The sequence below is a fragment of the Microbacterium sp. P03 genome, from assembly GCF_043556235.1.
In the GTDB taxonomy this organism is placed as follows: domain Bacteria; phylum Actinomycetota; class Actinomycetes; order Actinomycetales; family Microbacteriaceae; genus Microbacterium.
Map to the genome: position 1 here is coordinate 31,535 of NZ_JBIGIM010000003.1, position 24,359 is coordinate 55,893.

Consider the following 24,359-nt stretch of genomic DNA (forward strand, 5'->3'; position numbering starts at 1 on the left):
TCAATCGAGGAGAAGCGCCGGCTCCTCCAGGATGGAGGCGATGTCGGCGATGAACCGCGAGACGCCGTCGCCGTCCACCACGCGGTGATCGAACGACCCCGACACGGTCGTCACCCAGCGTGGCCGCACCTCGCCGTCCACGACCCACGGCTTCTGCCGGATCGTGCCGAGGGCGACGATGCCGACCTCGCCGGGGTTGATGATCGGGGTTCCGGCATCCATCCCGAACACGCCGATGTTCGTGATCGTGATCGTGCCGCCCTGCTGGTCGGCGGGCGTCGTCTTGCCCTCACGGGCCGTCAGCGTCAGCTTCTCGAGCGCCTGGGCGAGCCCGCGCATGTTCAGGTCCTGCGCGTCCTTGATGTTGGGGACCAGGAGGCCTCGAGGTGTCGCGGCCGCGATTCCGAGATTCACGTAGTGGCGCACGCGGATCTGCGCACCGCCGCCCTCGGCGTCGTCGATCCAGGCGGCATTCACCATCGGCGTCCGACGCGACGCCCAGATCACGGCGCGGGCCATGATCAGCAGTGGCGACACCTTGGTGTCGGCGAAATCGGGCGATGCCTTCAGGCGCTTCACGAGCTCCATCGTGCGGCTGGCGTCGACGTCGGTCCAGACCGACACATGCGGAGCCGTGTAGGCACTGCTGGTCATCGCCGATGCGGTCGCCTTGCGGACGCCCCGCACCGGAATCGACTCCTCGCGCCCGGCGGCGTCGGCCGGCGGCGCCGCGACGGTCACGGGTTCGGGCGAGACCACCCGGGCCGCCTCGGGCTGCCGGCCGGCCACGGGGATGGTCTCCTCGCGCACCGCGTTCCACTCCGGTGTCTCGATGTTGCGGAACACGCTGGCCTGCGACGCGTGCTTGACCACGTCCTCCCGCGTGACCTCGCCCGCCGGTCCACTGGCGACGACATCGGCCAGATCGACGTCGAGATCGCGGGCAAGCTTGCGGATGGGCGGCTTCGCGATCACACCCACAGACGAGACGACCGGCCGTTCTGCAGGTCTGCGGCGTCGCGACTGGACGTGACCGGCGCTCCCGTATCCGACGAGCACCGAACCGCTGCCGTCGGACTCCGGCTCGGCCGCCTCGGGCACATCCGCGATCGCGCTCTCGCTCGCCCCCGAGATCGTGATGATCGCCGCTCCGACCTCGACGGTGTCGCCTTCGCCCGCCAGCAGCTCGCCGACGACGCCCTCGAACGGCGAGGGCAGCTCGACCAGCGATTTCGCGGTCTCGATCTCGACGACCACGTCGTTCACGGCGATGGTGTCACCGGGGGCGACCCGCCACGAGACGATCTCGGCTTCGGTCAGGCCCTCGCCCACATCGGGGAGGTGGAACGTCTGCGTGCTCATGCGGTTTCCCTTCGATACCGGCGAGACCCCGGCGCCGCGTCGAGACCCTCGCTCAGAGCGGTGGTCTCGATGCGCTGGAAGGGTATCGCGGTCATGGTGGGCGGGCGGGGACGGAGGTCGGGGGCGGGCGGTCAGTACGCCAGAGCGCGGTCGACGGCCTCGAGGATGCGATCGGCGTCGGGCAGGTAGATCCCCTCGAGCTTGGCCGGCGGGAACGGGGTGTCGAAGCCCGATACCCGCAGCACCGGCGCCTCGAGGGAGTAGAACGCGCGCTCCATCACGGTCGCCGCGATCTCGCTGCCGAGCGAGACGAACCCCGGCGCCTCCTGCGCATAGATCATCCGGCCGGTGCGTCGCACCGAGTCCAGGATCGGCCCGTAGTCGACGGGCGAGAGCGACCGCAGGTCGATCACTTCGGCACTGGTCCCCTCCGACTCGGCGAGCGCGGCAGCCTGCAGCGCGGTCGCGACCATGGCGCCGTGCGCGACGATCGTGACGTCGGTACCCCGCCGGACGATGCGGCTCGCGTGCAGCGGGAGCGCGCGGGCCGAGGCATCGACCTCGCCCTTCTGCCAGTAACGGCTCTTCGGCTCGAGGAAGATCACCGGGTCGGGGGAGGTGATCGCATCCTGGATCATCCAGTAGGCGTCGTTCGGCGTCGAGGGCGACACGACCCGCAGTCCTGGCGTGTGCGTGAAGTACGTCTCGGGGCTCTCCTGGTGGTGCTCGACCGCCCCGATGTGCCCCCCGTACGGAATGCGGATCACGACGGGCATCTGCAGTGCACCCTCGTGCCGATAGGTGAGCTTGGCCAGCTGGGCGGTGATCTGGTCGAAGGCGGGGAAGACGAAACCGTCGAACTGGATCTCGCAGACCGGACGGAAGCCGCCCATCGCCAGGCCGATCGCGGTGCCGACGATCGCGGACTCCGCCAGCGGCGTGTCGAGGACGCGCCGTTCGCCGAACTCCGCCTGCAGACCTTCGGTCACGCGGAACACCCCGCCGAGCCGGCCGATGTCCTCACCCATCATGAGCACGCGGTCGGACGCGGCCATGGCTCGTCGAAGGCCGGCGTTGAGCGCGCGGCTGAAGGGCATCGTCGTCACGGGTGACGCCACTTCCTCGGGCGCGGCCTGCGTGACCTCGCCGCTGATCGCGTTGCTCATGCGCCCCCCTCGTACGATTCCTCATAGCCGGCGAGCCACGTGCGCTCGGACTCGACGAGCGGATGCTGCTCGCTGTAGACGTTGTCGAAGATCATGTTCACCGGGATCGTCTCGAGGCTCATCGTGCGCGCGCGCACGTCATCGGCGAGGGCCCGCGCCTCTCCGTCGACGTCGGCGAAGAAGGCGTCCGACGCCCCGCGGCCCCGGAGGAACGTGCGCATCCGCTCGATCGGATCGCGCCGCGCCCACGACAGCTCCTCGTCCGAGGTGCGGTATTTCGTGGGGTCGTCGCTCGTGGTGTGCGCGCCCATCCGGTACGTGAGTGCCTCGATCGCCCGGGGACCGCCCCCGGCGCGCGCCTCGTCGAGGGCGAGCTTCGTCACGGCGTAGCTGGCCAGAACGTCGTTGCCGTCGACCTGCACGCTCGGGATGCCGGCGCCTTCGCCGCGGCGGAACAGGGGGGTGCGCGACTGGGTGGCGACCGGCACCGAGATCGCCCACTGGTTGTTCTGCAGGAAGAAGACCTCGGGGGTCTGATAACTCGCCGCGAACACCATCGCCTCGTGGATGTCGCCCTCGCTGGAGGCGCCGTCGCCGTAGTAGACGATGACCGCTTCGTCGCGCTCGGGGTCGCCTGTCCCCGTCTTGCCGTCGAACACCATGCCCATCGCGAGTCCCGTCGCGTGCAGCGTGTGGGCGCCGAGCACGAGGGTGTAGATGTGCGTATTGCCGTTCTTCGGATCGAACGGGTTCCACCCGCCGTGCGTGAGTCCACGCATGACGCGGATGATGTCGACCAGGTCGACGCCGCGGATCATGCAGACCACGTGCTCCCGGTAGGAGGGGAACAAGTGGTCCTGCGGTCGGGCGGCGCGGGCCGAGCCGACCTGCGCGGCCTCCTGCCCGAAGCTCGGCGGCCAGAGGGCGAGCTGGCCCTGGCGCTGCAGGTTGGTCGCCTCGCGGTCGAACGCGCGGATCATCGTCATGTCGCGATAGAAGCCCTCGAGCTCCGCATCGCCGAGTGCGTCGATCAGGGGCAGGTAGCGCTCGGCCGCGGCGGTCGGGGCCAGCGACCCGTCGGCGGCCAGCACCCGGACGAGTGCAGGATCTTCAGGCAGGCTCACGGTCCTAACGCTACCCCCGCGCCGAGTGCCCCTCTGGGAGGGTGCCCACAACGGATGCTGCGATCCGTAGGATCTTCTCGACAGCGTCCTCCTCTCCCACTGAGATGCGCACGCCCTCCCCCGCGAATGGACGCACCATCAGACCGCCCTCTTCGAAGGCGGTCGCCACGCGGACCGTGTCCTCGCCCGTCGCGAGCCACAGGAAGTTGCCCTGCGCGTCGGGGATGCGCCACCCGGCGTCTCGGAGACCGGCGACGAGGCGATCGCGCCGATCCGCGATGTGGGCCACTCGCTCGAGCAGCTCCACCTCGGCGTCGAGGCTTGCGAGAGCCGCCTCCTCCGCCTGTGCAGTGACGGACAGCGGGATGCTGGTGCTGCGGGCGGCGTCGAGGATGCGCGGGTGGCCGATCGCGTAACCGACGCGCAAGCCCGCCAGTCCGAAGGCCTTCGAGAACGTCCGCAGCGCGACGACGTTCGCATGACCGGCGAGGCCGAGCACGCGCATGCCGTCGACCGCCGCAGGGTCGGTGACGAACTCCGCATACGCCTCATCGAGGATGACGAGCACGTCATCGGGCACCGACCGCAGGAACGTCTCGAATTCGTCGTGGGTCACGATCGGGCCCGTGGGATTGTTCGGACTGCACACGATGATCGCGCGCGTGCGGTCGGTGACGGCGGCGGCCATCGCCGGGAGGTCGTGGCGGGAGTCGGCGGTGAGCGGCACCTCGATGGGTGTGGCTCCGGCGATCAGCGCAAGGCCGGGGTAGGCCTCGAAGGACCGCCAGGCGTAGACGACTTCGTCGCCCGGCGACGCGGCCGCCAGGAGCAGCTGCGCGAGGATCGAGACGCTGCCGGCTGCGACGTGCACCTCGTCGGGAGCGACCCCGAAGCGGTCGGCCAGACGGTGGCGGAGGCGCGCGGCCGAGGCATCCGGGTAGCGATTCACTCCGATCACACTGTGCAGCGCGGCGACCACGCTGGGGAGCGGATCGAAAGGGTTCTCGTTACTCGACAGCTTGAAGGCGTCCGCACCGGCCTGCTTGCCCTGACGATAGGGCGCGAGCGCGGCGATCTCCGGACGGATGCGCACGGGAGCGGCACCGGGTGCCGGAGCGGTGGGAACCGCATCCGCGGGCACACTCGACGCCGCACTCTCGCTGGCGCCGTGCGGAGCACCTGCGTCGGTCGGGGAATCAGCAGCTGTGGTCACGGTCCGAGTCTAGAAGCGCCGATGCGCGGGCGGTGCTCTGCGAAGGGCTCGACCCGCGTGCCAGACTGGGCGCATTATGGGCTTCCTCATCCGCGTCGTCATCAACGCCTTCGCCATCTGGGTCGTCACCCTGATGCCCGCCCTGATGGTCACGATCATTCCGTTCGCCCCGGGCGAGACGCTGCAGATGATCCTGACCCTGCTCATCGTGGCCGCGGTCTTCGCGATCGTGAACACGATCATCGGCACCGTCATCAAGGTGCTCGCTTTTCCGCTGTACATCCTCACCCTCGGCCTGATCTCGCTCCTGATCAACGGCTTCCTGCTGTGGCTGACGGCATGGCTCACCCAATGGTGGACGTGGGGTCTCCGCGTCGAGGACTTCTGGTGGGGCGTGGTGGCCGCGCTCGTCATCTCGCTGATCAACTGGGTGCTCGGCCTGTTCCTGCGTCCGCAGCAGCGCGAGTCGCGCCGCCGCGACTGAGCCCGCGCCCGCGTCGTCAGGGGAGTCCCCCCGGCTGTGGATGCGGGATGGCCTGGGGACGCTCCGCGGCGTACTGGACGGTCTCGACCGATGTGGCCGTGCCGAGTTCGGCGAACAGCGCACGAACGGGCGCCATGCGCGGGTCGGGCGAGACGTCCAGCATCTCCGCCGTCGCGGTGTAGCCGTCGATCCCGTGAGCGGCCAGTTTCACGTCGCGCCAGCCCGTCGCGGGGTCGGCGAGACGCTCGGCGACGAAGCTGCCCCGCGCTCCCACCGCCTCGGCGTGGCCGCCACCTTCGAGACCGGCGACCGGGTCGTCGGTGTGGCGCAGGCTGACGCTGAGAGTGCCCGCGCCGACGTCGGCCTCGACGGGCGAACCGAACGAGACGAGGGTCTTCGTGTCGTATCCGCCTTCGAGCGCCACGTGGGCCGCGATCATCGCCCCCTGCGAATGCCCGAATTCGTGCACGGTGTCACCGGGTCGCGCGCCCGAGAGTCGCAGCGCCTCGACGGTCGCTTCGTATGACGACGAGCGCGCCCCACCGTACAGCTGGAGGTTCGAGGTCATGTCGAAGGCGTCGCGACCGCCGCGCGCGTCGACCGACCGCGTTCCGGCCACGTAGACGGCGAACTGCCGGGAGCCGTCGGGCATCGTGTACTTCTCCACGCGCACCCGCTCCTGGCCCTCACCACCGGGGATCCGCGCCGCGGCGCCGGCGAGCGATGTCGGGGCCGCTTCGGTCCGCGAGCGGTGCAGCACCGTGACGGCTGCGGTCGCGCCGGTCGGCCGCAGGAGCGCACCGGAGGGGACCGTTCCCTCCCCCGCCGCGCGGACGCCCTGCCAGAACCCCGCCGTGGCGAGCCCGGCCACCGGGCCGACGCCGGGGAGCCACCACGGCTGCGCGGCCGACGCCTGCTCGGCGAGACCCCTCGGCCACAGCATCCCCCGCCCGTTCAGCTGGGCGGAGGCGGCCTCCGCCGCTCCGGGGAACTCGCCGGCGATGAGGGCCGCGCGGGCGTCGAGGGCGACGACACCGTCGACGTCTCCGGCGGCCGCTGCCACCGCACGCTCGGCGCGCAGCTCAATGGTCTCGTACGTGGCGGCCGCGCTGCGCAGCTCGATGTCGAAGTCCGACGCGGCGTCGTCTGCCTGCTGCACCCGCCGCCGCAGCTGCTCGACCTCGTTCGCGAGGTCCCAGCCCTCGTTCCCGAGCGCGAACAGCTGCCCGCCCGCCGATCCGACGAGGACGCCGATCTGCCGCAGCTCGTCAGCCAGGTCGGCGAAGCGGGCGGCCACCTCGCGCAGCGTCGTCGTGTCGACCGCGACGACGCCCCCGCCTCGGATGTCGATGTCCCCACCGTCTGTCGCACCCGCCGCACCTGTCATCAGCACCACCCGCCGTCCCGCAGGGAGGCGCGAAGCTGCGCCCACTCCACCCGCCCCGCGGTGTCATCCACTCCGCCGACCAATGCCGCTCCCTCGGCGCGCCACACCGCGACCGCATCGTGGAAACGCCGGGCCGCCGTGGTCTGCCAATCGGTCGCCGCCGCGAGGTGGGCCGAGGAGTGCGCGACCAGGCCCAGCCGGTGCGACGCCTCGGAGAGCTGCCGCCCCACCCGTCGCAGCGTGTCTGCGGTGAATGCGCCGCCGCCGCAGGAGTCGTCGATCGCCATGGTCCCAGCATCCGCTCGCGATCACCGGTCGATCGGCGGTGTCGCCGCATCCGGGGAGGAAAGGGGCGAATCGGCTCCTGTGCAGGAGGGGATCGGGGCCAGAATGGGGGGATGACTGCCAGCGCCGACGAGCCCTTCCGGGTCGTCTTCGTCTGCACGGGCAACATCTGCCGGTCCCCGATGGCCGAGGTCGTCTTCCGATGGTTCGCGGATGCCGCGGGCCTCGGTGATCGCGTGGTCTCCACCAGTGCCGGCACCGGCGACTGGCACGTCGGCGAGCGCGCGGACCAGCGCACGATCCAGGCGCTCGAACGTCGAGGCTACGACGGCACCCACCACCGGGCGAAGCAGTTCACCCCCGCGGACTTCTCGCGCAGCGACCTCATCGTCGCCCTCGACCGGAGCCACGAGCGCATCCTGCACACGTGGGCACGCGACGAGTCCGACGTCGACAAAGTGGCCCTCCTGATGTCGTTCGACGCCCGCGCCTCGACCTTGGACGTGCCCGACCCGTACTATGCCGGCCCCGGAATGTTCGACGAGGTGCTCGCTATGATCGAAAGCGCCAGCCGGTCGCTCTTCCGGCAGCTCGAACCTGCGATCCGCCCCGCGACCTGACCGCGGGCAGCGCGCCGCATCCCGACGGGAGCACCGTGCCTTCACTTCCCCCTCAGCCCCTCAGCCCGCTCGACGGCCGCTACCGTGCCGTCGTCGCCGAGCTCGCCGACCATCTCTCGGAGGCGGGTCTGAACCGTGCGAGGACCGAAGTGGAGGTGGAATGGCTGATCGTGCTGACCGACCGCTCGCTGTTCGGGACCGCACCGCTCTCCGACGCCGACAAGGAGCGCCTGCGCGCGCTCTACGTCGATTTCGGGCAGAGCGAGATCGACTGGCTCGCCGCGAAGGAGGCCGTCACCCGTCATGACGTCAAGGCCGTCGAGTACCTCGTTCGCGACCGCCTCTCGACGCTCGGGCTCGACGCCATCGCCGAGCTCACCCACTTCGCCGCGACCAGTGAAGACATCAACTCCGCGTCGTACGCGCTGACCGTCCAGCGGGCGGTGGTGGAGGTGTGGCTGCCCAAGCTGGTGAGCGTCATCGACACGATCCGCGCCCTGTCGATCCAGCACCGGGATGCGCCGATGCTGGCGCGCACCCACGGTCAGCCCGCGACCCCCACCACGATGGGCAAGGAGCTCGCCGTGTTCGCCTGGCGTCTCGAGCGCGTCGCGGCGCAGGTCGCGGCATCCGAGTACCTGGCGAAGTTCTCCGGCGCGACCGGCACGTGGTCCGCGCACAGTGCGGCCGAGCCCGACGTCGACTGGATCGAGCTGTGCGGGGCGTTCATCGACAGCCTCGGCATCGGGTTCAACCCGCTCACGACGCAGATCGAATCGCACGACTGGCAGGTGGAGCTCTACGACCGGGTGCGTCATGCCGGCGGCATCCTGCACAATCTGGCCACGGATGTCTGGACCTACATCTCGCTCGGATACTTCGCGCAGATCCCCGTCGAGGGCGCCACCGGATCCTCGACGATGCCGCACAAGATCAATCCCATCCGCTTCGAGAACGCCGAAGCCAACCTCGAGATCGCGGGCGGACTGCTGGCGACCCTCGGGCAGACGCTGGTCACGAGCAGGTTGCAGCGCGACCTGACGGACTCGACCACCCAGCGCAACATCGGCGTCGCCCTGGGGCACTCGCTGCTCGCGCTCGACAACCTGCAGCGCGGTCTCGGCGAGATCTCACTGGCAGAAGACGTGCTCCTGGCCGACCTCGACGCCAACTGGGAAGTGCTCGCCGAGGCGATCCAGACCGTCGTCCGCGCGGAGATCACCGCCGGCCGCTCGAAGATCACCGACCCCTATGCGCTGCTGAAGGACCTCACCCGGGGTCGCCGTGTCGGAGCCGCCGATCTCGCCGAGTTCGTGCGCGGCCTCGACATCGGCGAGGCCGCCAAAGAGCGACTCCTCGCGCTGACGCCGGCGAGCTACGTCGGCCTCGCCTCGGAGCTGGTCGAGCGCCCGTAGCGGCCGGGGCGTCCTGTCGTCAGGCGAGCGTGTCGAGGATTCCGGTGAGCAGCTCGTACGACGTCATCGGGCTGATGATCGCGAAGCGCAGCACGGGCTCGCCATGGTGCGAACTCGGCACGACGAACGCGTGCTGCTCCTCGAGCAGACGGTCCGACCAGGCCTGGTAGTCGGCCGATTTCCACCCTTCGCGGCGGAACACCACGACCGAGAGTTGCGGATCGCGCACGAGCGACAGACCGTCGCGCGCGGTGATCTCGTCGGCGATGCGACGGGCGAGTCGGATGCTGTGGCCGATCGTCTCGCGATACTGCTGCGTCCCGTGGGTGGCGAGGGAGAACCACAGCGGCAGTCCGCGTGCGCGGCGCGTGAGCTGCACGGCCAGGTCGGAGGGGTTCCAGTCCGCTTTCTCGGTGAGGGTGTCGAGGTATTCGGCCTTCTGCGTGTGCGCGCCGAGGGCGAGGGCCGGCTCCCGGTAGAGCAGCGCACACGCGTCGAACGGCGCGAAGAGCCACTTGTGCGGGTCGACGATGACCGAGTCGGCGTGCTCTACTCCCGCGAATGCGGGCCGCATCTCCTCGACGAGCATGGCGGCGATGCCGTAGGCGCCGTCGACGTGCAGCCAGATCTCCCGGCCGGGCGCCCCCTTGGTCGCGGAGGCGATCGACGCGATGTCGTCGACGATGCCGAAGTTCGTCGTGCCGCCCGTGGCGACCACGGCGAAGACCGCGTCGCCGTGCTCCGCGAGCACCGCCGCGACCGCGTCACCGCGCAGGCGCCCGTCGGCGCCGGGGGCGGCGGCGACGACGTCGACGTCCATGACGGCGGCGGCCGACGCGATGGACGAGTGCGCCTCGGCGCTGCAGACGATGACCCAGCGGGCGGGGTCGGGTCGTCCGGACTCACGATTGCGGCGTCGAGCCACATCGCGCGCCGTCACCAGCGCCGACAGGTTGCCGATCGTGCCGCCCTGCACGAACACGCCGCCGGCACCGGCCGGCAGGCCGAACTCCGCAGCGAGCCAGTGCAGCACCTCGTTCTCGGCGAACACCGCACCCGAACCCTCGACCCACGAGCCCCCGTAGATCGACGACGCCGACACGACGAGGTCGAATGCCAGCGCGGCCTTGCTCGGCGCCGAGGGGATGAACGACAGGTATCCGGGGTGGTCGGTCGAGAGGCAGGCGGGCGCCAGCACGTTCTCGAACATGGCGATCGCGCGCCGCGAGCCGATGCCCTCGGCGGTGATGGATCCCGAGGCGAGGCGCTGGAGGTCTCTCGGGGTCATCGGCTTGTCGAGCGGCACCCCCGCGTAGAGGGCACGACGGCGGGCGTATTCGAGCACCTCGTCGACGGTGGAGGTGGTCCCCTCCGAGATCGTGTGCATCCCCTCGGGGCGGATCGGTGCGGGCATCGTGTCTCCTGGCGATCGAGAGGCACGCTCATGCGCGCCATCGCACACGATACGTGGTGTCAGCCTCGCGGCTTTGTCTCACCGGAGGGCGAGGTATCCGGCGCATTGTGGTCACCGGTCTTGTCCAGCAGCACCGGGCGGTCGAGCCCCTTCGTGACCTGGGCGGGGTCGACGGCCAGCAGCATCAGCGCGAGACCGACCAGGACGACGATGAACGTCACACCGAACACGATCGCGCCGACCACCAGCGCCCGTTCGGACTGACCGGCTTCGCGCTGCTGGAAGAACCCCATCGAGATGAGCGTCACGACGCCCGCGAACAGAGCCGCTCCGAAGGCGAAGGCGAGCAGCTGCACCGGCTTCATCAGGTCGCGACGGGTCGTGGGCTTGGGTGTCGGATCGGTCATGCGGTGCCTCCGGGCGCCTCGTCGGCGGGCTGCGCGGCCACGCGGTCCTGTGATGCTTCGGATGCCTCGTCGGGGCGGGTCCGGGGCGAGAGGCCCGCGATCGCGAGGTACACGGCGATGATCGCGGCATACCCCCCGAAGATGCCGACCCCGATCGTGATCCCGGTGAGGGTGAAGTACTGGTTCGCGTCGTCGATGTAGTACTGCAGCGCGTACTGGGCCGGGACGAACAGCAGCGCGACGCCGACGACGATCGTGATGATGCCGACCGTGAGGCCGTCGCGCGCGGCGTTCCGGGCCACCGCATCGCCTCGGGCGAAGGCGGCGCTGCGCTCGCGGACGCAGGAAACGGTCTCGACGAGACCCATCACGAGCGCCCAGGAGATCACGACCGAGAAGAAGAGGGTGGTGGAGCGGATGCCGACGATGCCCGCGATCATGCCGGCGACGATCGACAGCGCGCCCATCGTCCCCGACGGCCACCGCGCGCCTGCCGGATACACCAGCCATGCCGCCAGGAGGAAGACCAGACCGGTCGCGATCGCGAAGCCGCTGAAGACCGAGAGTCCCACCGCCGCGGAGTGATCGGGCGAGAACGTGATCATGATGGCCGCGATCGCCGCGAAGATCGCGCGGGCGATCTGCAGGTGCCGTACGTCGAAGGTGCGGGCGGGAGTGGCTGACATCACGATGGTTCCAGAGGAGAGACGGGGACACTCCAGTCTAAGTCGTCGCGCCGCAGTAGACTCCGGGCCGATGGATCGCGTGCTCAACATCTCCGCCTACCTGTTCACCCCGCTCACCGGGGAGGGCGAACTCCCGACCCTCCGCGACGAGCTGGCGGCGTCCACGCGAGCGCGGGCGCTGCGTGGCACGATTCTGCTCGCCGAGGAGGGGATCAACCTCTTCCTGGCCGGGCAGCCGGACGACGTCCGCGGCCTCGTCGACGAACTGCGTGGAGACGACCGCTTCGCCGACCTCGCCCCGAAGGAGAGCTGGTCGCGCACGCAGCCGTTCCGCCGGATGCTCGTGAAGGTCAAGCGCGAGATCATCCGCATGGATCACCCGGCCATCCGCCCGTCCGAGCGCAGAGCGCCGGCGGTCGACGCCGCGACCCTCCGTCGCTGGCTCGACCAGGGCCACGACGATGCCGGGCGGGAAGTGGTCATGCTCGACACCCGCAATGCCTTCGAAGTGGACTACGGCACGTTCGAGGGCTCTCTCGACTGGCGCCTCGAGAAGTTCACCGAGTTCCCGGATGCCGCGGCATCCCATCGCGCGGATCTCGCGGGGAAGACCGTCGTGAGTTTCTGCACGGGTGGGATCCGCTGCGAGAAGGCGGCCATCCACTTGCGCGAGGAAGGCCATCCGAACGTCCTGCAGCTCGATGGAGGCATCCTCACGTACTTCGAGCAGGTCGGCGGTGCGCACTTCACGGGCGACTGCTTCGTCTTCGACGAGCGCGAAGCGCTGACTCCGGGGCTCTCGCCGCGCTGAACCGGCTCGTTGCGAGTCGGAGCCGGCCCGACCTGGCGCACCGGTCCGGCATCGAGCAGGATCGGAGAAGCGTGCCGACGTCCCCGCCCGTAGCGTCGAGGTGAGGAACGCCATCCGGCACCGCACGAACGAAGGAGCACCCATGGCCACGACATCGGACGGGCTGTCGCAGGAGGAGCGCGATGCCGTCAAGAACCGCGCGAAGGAGCTGCGCGCGGAGGCGAAGGCGGGCAAGGACCGCGCGGCCGGCGAGGCACTGCTGCTGAAAGCGATCTCCGAGATGGAGGCCGACGAGCAGGTGCTGGCCGAGGGCCTGCACGAGATCGCCTCGAAGGAGGCGCCGCAGCTCATGCCCAAGACCTGGTACGGATTCCCGGCCTACGCGAACGCCGAGGGGAAGGTGGTGTTCTTCTTCCAGCCGGCGGCGAAATTCAAGACCCGCTACTCCACGCTGGGCTTCAGCGACCCCGCCCAGCTCGATGACGGCGATATCTGGCCGACGTCCTACGCCCTCGCGAAGCTCACGCCGGCGACGAAGAAGACGCTTACCGAGCTGATCCGACGGGCGGTCGGGTGAGACCGTTCTCGGGCGCATGATGGCCGAACGGGAGCCGCTCGGCGCCGCCGAGGGCCACCAGCACCGAGGGGAGCACGGCCGCAGCGGTGCGCCGGTAGCCGAGGGCTGAGGGATGGAAGCGGTCGAGGCTGAACATCTCGTCGGGGTTCGTGATGAAGAACGGACCCACGACGGCCGCCAGCTCGACGGCGTACGCGCCCAGGCCGAGGGTGGCGGCGCGCTGCGCGACAGCGAGCTGTCGGGAGGCCCTGCCGCCGAGGGCGCGCAGGGGCTGCGGCACCGGGCGGAGCGCGCCGAGGTTGGGACACGTGCCCACCACGACCGCGCTGCCGCGATCGTGCAGGGCGCGGACGGCGGCGGACAGGTGTCGCACCGAGGTGTCGACGGGTACGCGGTGGGTGACGTCGTTGCCGCCCACGACGATGACCGCGACATCCGCTCGGTAGTCCGCGGGCAGTGACGCGAGCTGGGCGGCCAGCATGGAGGACTCGGCGCCGACGACGGCCGCCGTCCGGAGCGTGACGGCGCGCCGGGTGCTGCGGCTGATGCCTTTCGCCAGACGCGCGCCGAATGTCTCGTTCGGAGTGGCGACCCCGAGGCTCGCGGCGATCGAGTCGCCCAGGACGAGCAGTTCGATCGGATTGCCGCGCGCGGGCTTGTACGTGCGGTCGGCGTCGGGCACCTCGCCGTGCGGCTTGCCGATGCGCTGTCGGGCGAGAGCCGCCTGCCGCCGCAGCAGCATGGTCGACCCGACGCCCGCGCCCGCGAGGAGCGCGCCGAGCGCACCGAGGGCGATGACGGCGGGGTGGCGGATGCTGCGGCTCATCGGCTCCGTTCAACCAGACATCGATGAACGACCGGTGTCGAGACCGTTGACGGACGGGAGACGCCGCCACCGCCGGACGGGATGCGGGGTGTCGTGTCCGTGATCGACGGCGCCCGGGCCGCCGGGCGACGGATGCCGCGGCATCCGTCGTTCAGAAGCGTCGGACGAGAGCCCGCTCGCGGTCCGTCGCGCGGAATCCGAGGCGCTCGTACAGCGTGTTCGCGCCCGTCGGGCTCGCGGTGTCCACGTCGAGGACGGCGCGCTCGAGACCCGCATCGGCGATCGCCCGCAGAGTGCGCGCGATCGCGCGGGGCGCGAGACCGCGGCCGCGGTGGTCGCGCACGACTCCGATGAGGTCGATATAGGAGTTCGTCGCGCCGAGGGACTCCCAGTCGTCTTCGTTGACCGACGCGAGCACGAAGGCGACGACCCGATCGCCGTCCAGGGCCAGGGTGCTGAGGTCGGGGCGCAGGAACGGACCCTCGACGAACTTCTGCCACCGCTCGGGCGACGAGGTGAGGCTCCCCCAGTGGTCGCGGAACGCGTCGTTGCGCGCCTGACGCGCGTCTTCGGCGCGATCGGCCGTGTAGGGCACGAAGCGGATGCCCTCCGTCCCGGTGATCTCGGGCAGCGGGAGTGCCATGTCGCGCTCCATGGTGGTGAACCATCGCTCGGTGCGCAGCCCGAGCTGTTCGGCGAGAGCGACGAGCCCGTCGTCGCCCTCGTGGGCGTAGACCTCGATCACGGCGGGCAGGCTCGTGTCGGACTCGGCGAGCTGCTGCAGCGCCCTCGCGTACTGCCAGCCGATCACCGCGGTCCCGATGCCCCGCCGGCGCCACTCGGGGTGGACGGCGCCGTCGAGGTCGACCTGGATGCGCGTCTCGGTCGAGGAGTGCCGCATGGATGAGCCGACGGCGACGACCACGCCGTCTGCCGTCTCGGCGAGGATCGTGTCGCGGCCGTGGTCGATGTGCGGCAGGTCGAAGGTGTCGGCGACGTCTTCTCGGGGCGTCACCCAGGTCGGGTGGTCGACACGGTCGGCGGCGGCCACCACGGCATGGATCGCATCGATGTCGGCCGGGGCCGCGTTCCGCCATCGGGCGATCAGCGGGTGCTGCGGCTGCGCGGGCTCACCGGGGTGCCCGACGCGCTCGGCGAGGGGACCGAGATCGGTCGCGGAATCACCATCGGTCGCGGGGGTGTCGCTGCTCACGCCCCCAGCCTAGGTCGGCCGCCCCCGTCGGCGCAGGTGGCACCGACGGCACGGATCGGCGCGACTCAGCGGAAGTCGCGGTCGTGGAACTGGATGCCGTTCGCATCCTCATCGGACGCCGCGCCCGCGATGCGCCGTGCTTCGCGCTCGCGCAGCTCGACGCGACGGATCTTGCCCGAGATCGTCTTCGGGAGCTCTGGGACGAACTCGACCACGCGGATCCGCTGGTACCCCGAGAGCCGCGCGGTGGCGTGGGCGAAGATGTCGCGGGCGCTCGCTTCGAGCTCGGCCTCCCCCGCCGCCGTCAGGCAGATGTACGCCTTCGGCACGGCGAGGCGCACGGGGTCGGGGCTGGGCACCACGGCCGCCTCGATGACGAGCGGATGCTCGAGCAGGATGGACTCGAGTTCGAACGGCGAGATCTTGTAGTCCGACGCCTTGAACACGTCGTCGGCCCGTCCGACGTACGTCAGGTAGCCGTCGGCGTCGCGGGACGCGATGTCGCCGGTGTGGAAGAACCCGTCGCGGCACGCGATCGCCGTCGCCTCGGGCGCGTCGTGGTAGCCGGCCATCAGGCCGACGATCCGATCGGAGAGATCCAGCCCGATCTCCCCCTCGCCGGCGACCACGTCGCCGGTCGCGGGGTCCAGCAGCACGACCGGGTAGCCGGGCAGCGGGCGACCCATCGACCCGTCCTTGACCACCTGTCCGGGAGAGTTGCCGACCGCGCAGGTCATCTCGGTCTGACCGAATCCGTCGCGGATCGTCGAACCCCAGGCATCCCGCACCCGACTGATGACCTCGGGGTTCAACGGTTCTCCCGCGCCGAGCAGCTCCCGTGGGGGGTGCGTCAGCTGCGTCAGGTCGGCCTGGATCAGCATGCGCCAGACCGTGGGCGGTGCGCAGAACGTGGTGACCTGGTGCGCCTGCATGACGTTCATGAGCTCGAGCGCGTCGAAGCGCGCGTAGTTGAAGACGAACACTGTCGCCTGCGCGAGGAAGGGCGCGAAGAAGCTGCTCCACGCGTGCTTGCCCCAGCCGGGCGACGAGATGTTGAGGTGCACGTCGCCGGGCCGGACGCCGAGCCAGTACATCGTCGACAGGTGACCGATCGGATAAGAGATGTGCGTGTGCTCGACGAGCTTCGGACGGGACGTCGTCCCCGATGTGAAGTAGAGCAGGCTGAGGTCCGAGGCGGGGGTGGGGGCATCGGGCTCGAAAGGAACGGATGCCTCGGCCGCGGCATCCGTGTTCACCCAGCCGGCGGGGGTATCGGTGCCCACGCCGATGCGGATCACCGATTCGTCGAGCAGAGAGGTGCGATCGGCGAGGGCGGTCGGGGCGATCACCGCGCGGGCCTGACCGTGCTCGACGCGATAGGCCAGGTCGTGCGCGGTCAGCAGGGTCGACGTGGGCACCGACACGGCGCCGATCTTCGTGAGGGCGAGCATGACCTCCCAGATCTCGATCGTGTTGCCGAGCATGACGATGACCCGATCGCCCCGGGTGATACCGAGGCCGAGGAGCCAGTTGGCCACCCGGTCGGACCGGAGCGACAGGTCGCCGTACGACCACGACTGCGCCGCGAGGTCGGCCGACACGATCGTCACGGCAGGTCGATGCGGGTGCTCGGCGGCGACGACGTCGAACCACTCGAGGGCGAAGTTGAACTCCTCGGGTTCGGGCCAGGCGAACCCCGCGACCGCACGGTCGTAATCGGTGGCGTGCGCGAACAGGAAGTCGCGCGCCTCTCGGATCGCGAGGGTGGCGGCGGTGGCCCGGCGCTCGGGAGAGGACATGGGCGGCTCCGTTGTCGGTGACGTGGTGCGTGGTGCGTGGTGCGTGGTGCGTGGTGCGTGGTGCGTGGTGCGTGGTGCGTGGTGCGTGGTGCGTGGTGAAGCCTAAGTCTTGCGGGTCGCCGAGCAAGCGGGCGCGGCGAGACGAAAAGCTCCTGGACCTCGGCGAGCCTTGGCGAGTAGTCCATATGTTCTCATCTCGCAGAAACTGTCGGAACTCCTCCTTCCCAGATATCTACCGCTAGTTCAGTCGTCGATCAGCCACAGATAGTAACTATCTTCTAAACTATGTCGGTAGGGTGCGGTAGATTTGCTCCATGACCGCACCACTCGATGATCTCGCCGCAGCGCTGGACGCGCTGCGTTCGGTCGGCGGCGATCGCGCCCCGGGGGCGCTCACTCCTACCGAGCTGATGGCGGTCAACGAGTCATTCGGCGTCGCCCGGCGACTCCTCGACGCGGCCTACGCGCCCATTGCCGCCGAGATCGCCCGACAGTCACGCACAGAGCTGGGCAGAGACTCCCTGGCGCGGCGCCAAGGGTTCCGCACCCCCGCCTCCCTGATCTCAGCGACCACCGGCGCGACCGTGGGGGATGCCATCCGCATCGTCGCCGTGGGCGAGGCCACGGCTGCACGGATGACGTTGAGCGGCGAGAAAGCACCCGCGCGACGGCGGCACGTGGCCGCGGCGCTCCAGACCGGCGTCCTCGGCGTCAATGCGGCGTCAGCCATCTGCGCCATGCTCGAGAGGGTCGAGATGCGGGCTGATCGCCTTGCCGTCGATCAGATGGAACGTGCGCTCGTGAAGCAGTGCCACGGCCTCGCCGCCGATCAGCTGCAGAAGCTCATCGCCCGCGCCGAGGCTCATCTCGATCCCGATGGGCTCGAGCCGCGTGACAAAGACCTGCGCGGCAAGCGCGGCCTCTCGATCGTCGAGGATCGCTGGGGCATGATCCGCGTCGAGGGCGTGCTCGACCCGGAGTCGGGTGCTCCGGTGAAGGCGGCGGTCGAGGGCCTGGTATCCGGCATGCTCCGTCGCCGTGATCTGGATGATGCGGCGGGCAGCGGCGGAGGGGCGGCAGAGGCGATCGCTGATCAGCGCTCCGTGAAGCAGATGCGCGCCGACGCCCTCGCCGACCTGTGTCGCCACGCTCTCGGATGCGACCAGGTGCCCACGGCGCCGTCGACCACCGTGGTCGTGCGCATGTCGCTCGATGATCTGGACTCGGGCCACGGGGTGGCGACGATCGATGGCATCGGCCGGCCGGTGTCGATCGGAACGGCCCGCCGGATGGCGGGAGACGCGCAGGTGATCCCGTGCATCCTCGGCGGTGCGAGCGAGATCCTCGACTGGGGCCGGGCGAAGCGGCTTTTCACCCCCGCCCAGAAGCTCGCGTTGGCCGAGCGAGACGGCGGGTGCGCCTTCTGCGGGCTTCCGCCCGGCATGACGGCGGCCCACCACATCCGGTGGTGGCGCAGAGACTCCGGTCCGACGGATCTCGCCAACGGAATCCTTCTGTGCACGACATGTCACCATCGCATTCACGACGACGGATGGGAGATCCGCGTCGATGGGCCCGGAACGCGCATGAACGTGTGGTTCATCCCACCCCCGTGGATAGACGTGCACCGCACGCCGCGGCTGGGCGGGAGAGCCCGCTACGACCTCGCATCGTGAGCGCTACGGGCGACGTGAGCGCCGCGGGTGACGTGAGCGCCGTGGGTGACGTGAGCGCCGTGGGTGACGTGAGCGCCGTGGGCGACGTGAGCGCCGTGGGCGACATGAGCGCCGTGGGCGACGTGAGTGTCATGAGCGCCACGGTCATGACGGGCGTCCGGGTCCGGGCGGGGTCGGAGTCGGGGGTGGCCGCGCGATACCCTCGCGGGACACACTCGCACGCGAAAGGACGGCCGACCATGCCGCTCGACCCGTTCTTCGCGGAACGCCTCCGCGTCCACCGCCGCTACCTCCTGTCGAAGGCGCTCACGCAGGTGCGCGCCCAGCTGAAGGGCCGCCTCACCCGCGTCACGGAACGAATGGCAGAGCTGAGAGGACGTTTCCCCGGTCTGGGCGGCCGCCGCCTCCCGGCCGTCGCGTCTCCCGCCCCGTCCACATCTGCACCGGAGACGGCCGCTCGCCCGGCCGCCGCGAAGAAGTCGCCCTCCGCCGTCGCTCGCGCGAAGAATCGGCGCAAGGCGCTCGCCTGGGACCGCGACGAGCTCAAGAACGTCGGCACGGCCGGACCCGACCTGCCGATCTCGGAACACACGATCCCCGTGAGCGGCTACCCCGACGTGCGGGTGCGCATCTATCGCCCGCCCGCCGACGACGCGGCGATACCGGCGATGCTCATGTTCTTCGGCGGCGCGTTCCGCATCGGGGGCATCGACTATCCGACGACGGATGCGGCCTACCGTCGCCGCGCAATCGACGCCGGTGTCGCGATCGTCGCAGTCGACTACGCCCTCGCGCCCGAACACCGCTTCCCGACGCCGGTCGAACAGGGATACGCCGCCCTGACGTGGCTCCGCGAGAACGCCGGCCACCACGGCATCGATCCCGATCGCATCGGGATCGGCGGCACCTCCGCGGGTGGAGGGATCGCGGCGGCCGTCACCCTCGCCAACCGGGACAGGGCGAACGTGCCGCTTCGCCTGCAGGTGCTCGAAGTCCCGGTCGTCGACCTCACCGGAGCGCACGTCGACCTGCGCGCGACGTGGGCACTCGGCATCCCGAGCTTCATCGCGATCCGCGAGATGCGCTCCGTCGCCCGCACGTATCTGCCCGATCCCGCCGACGCACGCGACCCCCTCGCCTCACCCCTGCGCGCGGCATCCCATGCGGGCCTCCCACCCGCCGTCATCCTCACCGCCGAATACGACCCGCTCCGCGGCGACGGCGCCGCCTACGGTGCGGCCCTGCGTCGGGCGGGCGTCGAGGCGAGTGTGGTCCGATATCTCGGCGTCACACACGACGTGTCTATCTTCACCGGCGTTCTCGCCGCGGCCCGGCGCTGGCACGCGGACGTCGTCGCTGCACTCCGACGACTGCACGACGTCGACGCCGATGCCGACGCCGAACCGACGCGAGAGATCCGTGTCTCGGCGGCCGTCATCACCGACCGCGAAGGGCGCCTCCTCGTCGTCCGCAAGCAGGGGACGACCGCCTTCATGCAGCCCGGGGGTAAGCCCGACCCGGGCGAGTCCCCGGCGGAGACGCTCGTGCGCGAGCTGGACGAGGAGATCGGCATCCGCCCCCGCCTCGACGACCTGCGTCCCCTCGGTACGTTCCGCGAGGACGCCGCGAACGAACCGGGGTTCGTCGTCGTCGCCGACGTGTTCGCCGTCGAGATCGGCGAGAGCGTGCCGGTGGCCGCCGCCGAGATCGCCGAGCTGCGCTGGGTCACCGGATCGGATGCCGAACAGCTCGAGATCGCGCCGCTCGCCCGCCGCCACTTCCTGCCCCGCTGAGGCGCTAAGCCGGAGCAGCGAAGGCGATGTCGACCTGGACCTCACTGGCGATGCGTTCCAGATCGTCGCGCAGCGCCTCGACGTCGACGGCGGCGGGAACATGTGCGGTGACGGATGCCTCGAACAGGCTGCCCCCCGACATCGAGGCATCGCGCACTTCGGTCGTCATCCGGTCGATGTTCACACGGTGGGTGCCGAGCACCGCCGTCACCTCGCCGATGATGCCTGGCCTGTCGTTGCCCAGAACCGTGAGCGCCACCACGCGATCGTCGACCCGCGCCGGCGGATCGTCCGAGCCCTCGTGGGTGGTGATGGCGAGACCATCCATCGCGCCGAGCGCGTCGAGCAGATCAGCCGCCTGCGCGTCGGGAACGGTGATCTGGACGACGCCGGCGAACACTCCCGCGATCTCCGCCAGCTGACTGCTCTCCCAGTTGCCGCTGTGCGTTCGCACGCGCTCCGCGACCGCGGCGACGAGACCGGAGCGGTCGGCTCCGACGAGGGTGAGGACGAATCTGGCCACGTCTCGCATGCTACCCGCTCGGTGTTCGCACCGAGCGGGTCGGCGCCCTATCCTGAACTCCGGATCACCGACGATCCGCCAACGAAGGAGCCACCATGGCCGATGACTCGACGATCCTCCTCGTGCACGGGGCCTGGCACGGGTCGTGGTGCTGGGAACCGACCGCAGACATCCTCCGCGCTCGGGGATGGGATGTCCACACGGTAGACCTGCCCACGGTGCACGCCGACGACAAAGCCGACCTCGCGCTGGCCGACGACGCCGACGCCGTCGCCACCGCGATCGCGGGCATCGACCGCCCCGTCACGGTCGTCGCACACTCCTACGGCGGGGTGCCCACGACTCAGGCGGCAACCGATCCGCGCGTGCGCCACATCGTGTACATCGCGGCATTCGTGCTCGATGAGGGCGAATCGCTTCTTGCCTCGGTGGGCGGTGTCGCGCCGGACTGGTGGCACATCGACGGCGCGCTCGCCACCGCGGGCGACGACGCCCAGCCACCCCAGACGCTCTTCTACGGCGACGTCGACCCGGCGGCGGCCGACGCGTACACCGCCAAGCTGCGACCGCAGAGCCTTCGCGCATTCACCGACACGCTGACGACCGTCGCGTGGCGCGATCGACCGACGACGTACATCGTCACGGAACAGGACGTGATCTTCCCCGTCTTCGCCCAGGAGGCCTTGGCTGCACGCTCCGGATCGCAGGTGCACCGACTCGACACCAGCCATTCCCCGTTCCTCTCTCAGCCCGAGGCCGTCGCCGAGATCATCGAGGGCGCCGCGCGGAGCTGACCCCGCAGACGCGTCACATCTGGTCTGCGACGATCGCGCCCACCAGCATGGCCGCCGCCGCGGGAGCCCGCGACGGCACGCGGGGCAGCACCGACGCGTCGGCCACGCGCAGCCCCGCGATGCCGCGCACGCGACCCGCACCGTCGACCACCGCCAGGTCGTCGACGCCCATCGGCGCCGACCCGCACGTGTGGGCGGCGCTTCCCAGCCGCTCGCGGATCCACCCGTCGAGCAGGTCGTCGTCGCGCAGCGTCAGGTCGTCCAGGTCGACGAGACCCGCCACGAGCCCGGCGAACGGCGCGGATCGCAGCATCCCCGCCGCGGCACGCACACCCGTACGCAGCGCCGCGCGATCGCGGGCGTCCTCGAGGTAGTGGTAGTCGATCCGCGGCGCTGCGAGCAGACGGGCCGATGCCACGGCCACCGTGCCGCGCGTGCGGGGACGCTGCAACCCCACGATCACACCGAACGGGGAATCGCGCGTCTCCGCGCGCGCCTCGAGGTCGGGGGGCTGCGTGCACGCGAGGATCTCGAGGTCCTCGCCCGGTCCGCCGTCGGCGCTGAGCTGCAGCGCCACGGGGAACGCACCATACGCATCCTCCGGCCGCGCCGACGTCGCGGCGAACTCGGGCGTGGGCATCCACTCGACCCATACGGTGGGGTGATCGCTGAAAGCAGTGCCGACACCGGGCAGGTCGGCCACCGGGTGGACACCGGCGGCGCGCAGCTGATCGGCAGGGCCGATGCCCGAGGCGAGCAGCAGACGCGGGGTGCCGAAGCCTCCCGCGCACACGACGATCTCGTCGGCGGTGATCAGTTCGCGCTCCCCCTCGGCGTCGGCGATGTCGACGGCCACCGCACGGCCATCCTCGACCTCGATGCGCAGGACCCGACAGTTGCTGCGCACGGTGAGCGACCCTCGCGGGGTGAGCTCGTCGGCGATGTTGCGGGGCACGCCGTCGGCGACCGTGGTGCGCAGGGCCAGCAGACCGCGGTCAAGGCCGGAGGCCTCAGCGGCGGCGGCGAAGGCGACAGCGATCGGGTGCGTCTGGGGGGCCAACGGCACGCCCCACCGCGTCGTGATTTCATCGAGCTGAGCGGCGACCCTGCTCGGCTCCCAGGCGTCTCCCCCTGCCTCGTGCCAGTCGCGCAGATCGGACTCCCCCGGCGCGACGAAGTACCCCCCGTTGACCACCGATGAGCCTCCGACGACGCGACCGGGCATCGCCGTCCACCGGCGGTCCGCGGTCAGCTGACCCGGTAACGCCCACGTCTGCGGATGGGCGACCGCGTCGTGTGCGTCGCCGACGGCACCGGCATCCGCGGGACGCCCCGCCTCGATCAGGACGACGTCGTAACGATCGGCGAGCCTCGACGCGACGACGCATCCGGCGCTGCCCGCCCCGATCACCACCGCCCGCTGCACCCTGCCAGCGTCGCACATCTGCCGCAGCGCTGCCGCCGCGGCGCCGGACCGGGCGAGTCCGTCGCCCGGTCAGTCGCCGGACGGGCGGGTGGACAGGACCGCCCAGCCGCGGGGGGGCAGGCGCACCATGCTGTCCGCGACCGTGGCTTCACCGGCCAGGACCCGCATCGCATCCGCCGCGGGAAGCTCGACCTGTCCGTCCGCCAGATTGAGCGCGGTGACCACCCCGTCGTCGGCCGTCGCCGTGCGCAGGACGATGGAGGTGTTCGCCACGTCGATGACATCGGTGCGGGCGCTGTGCAGCCAGGCGTGCTGCCGTCGCAGCGAGAGGAGGTCGTGATGCACCGTCCGCAGCGCCCGGGCGGCGGGACTCAAAGCATCGGCGGCGGGTGCAGCGTCGGCGAAAGCGGGACGCACGGCGTCATCGCCGCCGAAGCGCTCCTCCTTGACTCCGGTGAGGCCGTCCTCATCGCCCGCGTAGATCATCGGCGTGCCGGCCAGGGTGCACAGCAGTGCGACCGCGTGCGGCACGAAATCCGCGCCGATCGCCGAAGACAGCCGGGTCACATCGTGGTTGCCGACGAACGTCGTCGGGACGAACACGTCGAGCATCGCGTTGTCACGTTCGATGGCGTGCGCCAACTCGAACAGGTTGCGGTCGGAGATCGCGTGCCAGATGCCTTGCCAGAGCTCGTACTGCGTCACGGAATCGACGGTCGCGGCGGTCACGAACGCGCCGAAGTCCCCGTGGATGACCTCACCCGAGAACCACGCGGACGGATGACGCTCCCGCACCCGCGGCAGCACGCGCGCCCAGAATCGCGGATCGACGGCGTACGCGGCATCCAGTCGCCAGCCGTCCGCCCCGCGCTCGAGCCACCGGCTCATCACCTCGACCACCGCGTCCACGACGTCGGGGTCGTCGTGGTCGAGCTCGAGCAGACCGCCGTGCCCCTCGAACGTCTCGGGCTCGCCGTCGGCGCCCCAGCGGATCCACCCCTGATGGGCGAAGGCGGGCGCGACATGGTTGAACACCCCGTCGAGCAGGATCCGGATGCCGCGCCGCCGGCATTCCGCGACCAGCCTGTCGAACGCCTCGTCCCCGCCCAGACGCGCATCGACCACATCGAAGTCGAGTGTGTCGTAGCCGTGCGTGGCGGAGGCGAAGATCGGTCCGAGCGCGAGCCCGGAGAGACCCAGCTCGACGAGGTGATCGAGCCACGGGACGATGCGGTCGAGGCCGTGGTCCCCGCCGTCTTCCGGATCGGGGTACGCGCCTGTGAAACCGAGCGGATACACGTGCCACCAGATGACGTGCCGCACCCAGTCGCGGGGATCGTTCGTCGTCTCGCCCATGC

General features: G+C 70.5%; 23 protein-coding genes. 8 read left to right on the forward strand and 15 right to left on the reverse strand.

What is annotated here, in order from left to right; genetic code table 11:
• The 4 genes from ACFXOO_RS09820 to ACFXOO_RS09835 all read right to left on the reverse strand — a co-directional run bounded on the left by ACFXOO_RS09820 (nucleotide 1) and on the right by ACFXOO_RS09835 (nucleotide 4,793).
• Entirely contained in the window at nucleotides 1-1,362 is a 1,362-nt protein-coding gene (locus tag ACFXOO_RS09820; protein ID WP_378852760.1) for a dihydrolipoamide acetyltransferase family protein, read from the reverse strand.
• Nucleotides 1,363-1,493: 131 nt separating this feature from the next.
• Complete coding sequence (locus ACFXOO_RS09825) at nucleotides 1,494-2,459, reverse strand: alpha-ketoacid dehydrogenase subunit beta (protein ID WP_378843035.1); 966 nt, start codon at nucleotides 2,457-2,459, stop codon at nucleotides 1,494-1,496.
• 65 nt (nucleotides 2,460-2,524) lie between these two features.
• On the reverse strand, nucleotides 2,525-3,652 hold the full coding sequence (locus ACFXOO_RS09830) for a thiamine pyrophosphate-dependent dehydrogenase E1 component subunit alpha (protein WP_378842601.1): 1,128 nt from the start codon (nucleotides 3,650-3,652) through the stop codon (nucleotides 2,525-2,527).
• A 10-nt stretch (nucleotides 3,653-3,662) separates the two neighbouring features.
• Nucleotides 3,663-4,793 (reverse strand): histidinol-phosphate transaminase, encoded by a 1,131-nt coding sequence (locus tag ACFXOO_RS09835; protein WP_394563590.1) that lies wholly within the window; start codon nucleotides 4,791-4,793, stop codon nucleotides 3,663-3,665.
• A gap of 148 nt (nucleotides 4,794-4,941) precedes the next feature.
• On the opposite strand from ACFXOO_RS09835, the gene ACFXOO_RS09840 reads away from it, so the two are divergent.
• Complete coding sequence (locus ACFXOO_RS09840; RefSeq protein WP_378842599.1) at nucleotides 4,942-5,349, forward strand: phage holin family protein; 408 nt, start codon at nucleotides 4,942-4,944, stop codon at nucleotides 5,347-5,349.
• Between the two features lie 16 nt (nucleotides 5,350-5,365).
• Here the strand turns inward: ACFXOO_RS09840 and ACFXOO_RS09845 are convergent, their stop codons facing one another.
• Nucleotides 5,366-6,736 carry a hypothetical protein gene (locus tag ACFXOO_RS09845; RefSeq protein ID WP_394563421.1) on the reverse strand — a complete coding sequence of 457 codons (1,371 nt, stop codon included), beginning with the start codon at nucleotides 6,734-6,736 and terminating at the stop codon, nucleotides 5,366-5,368.
• A complete protein-coding gene (locus ACFXOO_RS09850) occupies nucleotides 6,736-7,023 on the reverse strand; it encodes a hypothetical protein (protein WP_394563422.1) in 288 nt (95 codons plus the stop codon). Before ACFXOO_RS09850 ends, ACFXOO_RS09845 begins: the two co-directional genes overlap by 1 nt.
• 111 nt (nucleotides 7,024-7,134) lie before the next feature.
• Between ACFXOO_RS09850 and ACFXOO_RS09855 the strand changes: the two genes are divergently transcribed.
• Nucleotides 7,135-7,641 carry a low molecular weight protein-tyrosine-phosphatase gene (locus ACFXOO_RS09855; protein WP_394563423.1) on the forward strand — a complete coding sequence of 169 codons (507 nt, stop codon included), beginning with the start codon at nucleotides 7,135-7,137 and terminating at the stop codon, nucleotides 7,639-7,641.
• Between the two features lie 35 nt (nucleotides 7,642-7,676).
• Nucleotides 7,677-9,056, forward strand: a complete 1,380-nt coding sequence (gene purB / locus ACFXOO_RS09860; protein ID WP_394563424.1) for an adenylosuccinate lyase — start codon at nucleotides 7,677-7,679, stop codon at nucleotides 9,054-9,056.
• 19 nt (nucleotides 9,057-9,075) lie between these two features.
• Here the strand turns inward: purB and ACFXOO_RS09865 are convergent, their stop codons facing one another.
• From ACFXOO_RS09865 to ACFXOO_RS09875, 3 genes are read right to left on the reverse strand one after another with little or no spacing between them, the layout of a single operon-like run.
• Nucleotides 9,076-10,470, reverse strand: coding sequence for a pyridoxal phosphate-dependent decarboxylase family protein (locus ACFXOO_RS09865; RefSeq protein WP_394563425.1), 1,395 nt, complete (start codon nucleotides 10,468-10,470; stop codon nucleotides 9,076-9,078).
• A 59-nt stretch (nucleotides 10,471-10,529) separates the two neighbouring features.
• On the reverse strand, nucleotides 10,530-10,877 hold the full coding sequence (locus tag ACFXOO_RS09870; protein ID WP_394563426.1) for an amino acid transporter: 348 nt from the start codon (nucleotides 10,875-10,877) through the stop codon (nucleotides 10,530-10,532).
• Nucleotides 10,874-11,563 carry an acyl-CoA synthetase gene (locus ACFXOO_RS09875; RefSeq protein ID WP_378842586.1) on the reverse strand — a complete coding sequence of 230 codons (690 nt, stop codon included), beginning with the start codon at nucleotides 11,561-11,563 and terminating at the stop codon, nucleotides 10,874-10,876. Before ACFXOO_RS09875 ends, ACFXOO_RS09870 begins: the two co-directional genes overlap by 4 nt.
• 70 nt (nucleotides 11,564-11,633) lie before the next feature.
• Between ACFXOO_RS09875 and ACFXOO_RS09880 the strand changes: the two genes are divergently transcribed.
• Together ACFXOO_RS09880 and ACFXOO_RS09885 are read left to right on the forward strand one after the other, a co-directional pair.
• The gene (locus ACFXOO_RS09880; protein WP_378842584.1) at nucleotides 11,634-12,374 is read left to right on the forward strand and encodes a sulfurtransferase; all 741 of its coding nucleotides are present in this window, start codon (nucleotides 11,634-11,636) and stop codon (nucleotides 12,372-12,374) included.
• Nucleotides 12,375-12,516: 142 nt separating this feature from the next.
• Nucleotides 12,517-12,951, forward strand: a complete 435-nt coding sequence (locus ACFXOO_RS09885) for a hypothetical protein (protein WP_378842582.1) — start codon at nucleotides 12,517-12,519, stop codon at nucleotides 12,949-12,951.
• On the opposite strand, the gene ACFXOO_RS09890 is transcribed toward ACFXOO_RS09885, so the two are convergent.
• The 3 genes from ACFXOO_RS09890 to ACFXOO_RS09900 form a co-directional block, all read right to left on the reverse strand.
• A complete protein-coding gene (locus ACFXOO_RS09890) occupies nucleotides 12,920-13,777 on the reverse strand; it encodes an SGNH/GDSL hydrolase family protein (RefSeq protein WP_394563427.1) in 858 nt (285 codons plus the stop codon). The two genes, ACFXOO_RS09885 and ACFXOO_RS09890, sit on opposite strands and share 32 nt — an antisense overlap.
• Before the next feature lie 151 nt (nucleotides 13,778-13,928).
• The gene (locus ACFXOO_RS09895; protein ID WP_378852752.1) at nucleotides 13,929-14,990 is read right to left on the reverse strand and encodes a GNAT family N-acetyltransferase; all 1,062 of its coding nucleotides are present in this window, start codon (nucleotides 14,988-14,990) and stop codon (nucleotides 13,929-13,931) included.
• A gap of 65 nt (nucleotides 14,991-15,055) precedes the next feature.
• Nucleotides 15,056-16,789: an AMP-binding protein gene (locus ACFXOO_RS09900; RefSeq protein ID WP_394563428.1), complete on the reverse strand. Its 1,734-nt coding sequence runs from the start codon at nucleotides 16,787-16,789 to the stop codon at nucleotides 15,056-15,058.
• 314 nt (nucleotides 16,790-17,103) lie between these two features.
• Between ACFXOO_RS09900 and ACFXOO_RS09905 the strand changes: the two genes are divergently transcribed.
• Nucleotides 17,104-18,465 carry a DUF222 domain-containing protein gene (locus ACFXOO_RS09905; RefSeq protein ID WP_378852748.1) on the forward strand — a complete coding sequence of 454 codons (1,362 nt, stop codon included), beginning with the start codon at nucleotides 17,104-17,106 and terminating at the stop codon, nucleotides 18,463-18,465.
• Nucleotides 18,462-20,258 carry an alpha/beta hydrolase fold domain-containing protein gene (locus ACFXOO_RS09910; RefSeq protein WP_394563429.1) on the forward strand — a complete coding sequence of 599 codons (1,797 nt, stop codon included), beginning with the start codon at nucleotides 18,462-18,464 and terminating at the stop codon, nucleotides 20,256-20,258. The genes ACFXOO_RS09905 and ACFXOO_RS09910 overlap by 4 nt, the downstream gene beginning before the upstream one ends.
• Before the next feature lie 4 nt (nucleotides 20,259-20,262).
• Here ACFXOO_RS09910 and ACFXOO_RS09915 read toward each other — a convergent pair whose 3' ends face one another.
• Nucleotides 20,263-20,781: a glycine cleavage system protein R gene (locus ACFXOO_RS09915; protein WP_378842570.1), complete on the reverse strand. Its 519-nt coding sequence runs from the start codon at nucleotides 20,779-20,781 to the stop codon at nucleotides 20,263-20,265.
• Nucleotides 20,782-20,876: 95 nt separating this feature from the next.
• On the opposite strand from ACFXOO_RS09915, the gene ACFXOO_RS09920 reads away from it, so the two are divergent.
• Nucleotides 20,877-21,575: an alpha/beta hydrolase gene (locus ACFXOO_RS09920; RefSeq protein WP_394563430.1), complete on the forward strand. Its 699-nt coding sequence runs from the start codon at nucleotides 20,877-20,879 to the stop codon at nucleotides 21,573-21,575.
• A gap of 13 nt (nucleotides 21,576-21,588) precedes the next feature.
• Here ACFXOO_RS09920 and ACFXOO_RS09925 read toward each other — a convergent pair whose 3' ends face one another.
• The gene (locus ACFXOO_RS09925) at nucleotides 21,589-23,001 is read right to left on the reverse strand and encodes a GMC family oxidoreductase (RefSeq protein ID WP_394563431.1); all 1,413 of its coding nucleotides are present in this window, start codon (nucleotides 22,999-23,001) and stop codon (nucleotides 21,589-21,591) included.
• 69 nt (nucleotides 23,002-23,070) lie between these two features.
• Entirely contained in the window at nucleotides 23,071-24,357 is a 1,287-nt protein-coding gene (locus ACFXOO_RS09930; protein ID WP_394563432.1) for an alpha-amylase family glycosyl hydrolase, read from the reverse strand.
• Nucleotides 24,358-24,359 lie beyond the last annotated feature (2 nt).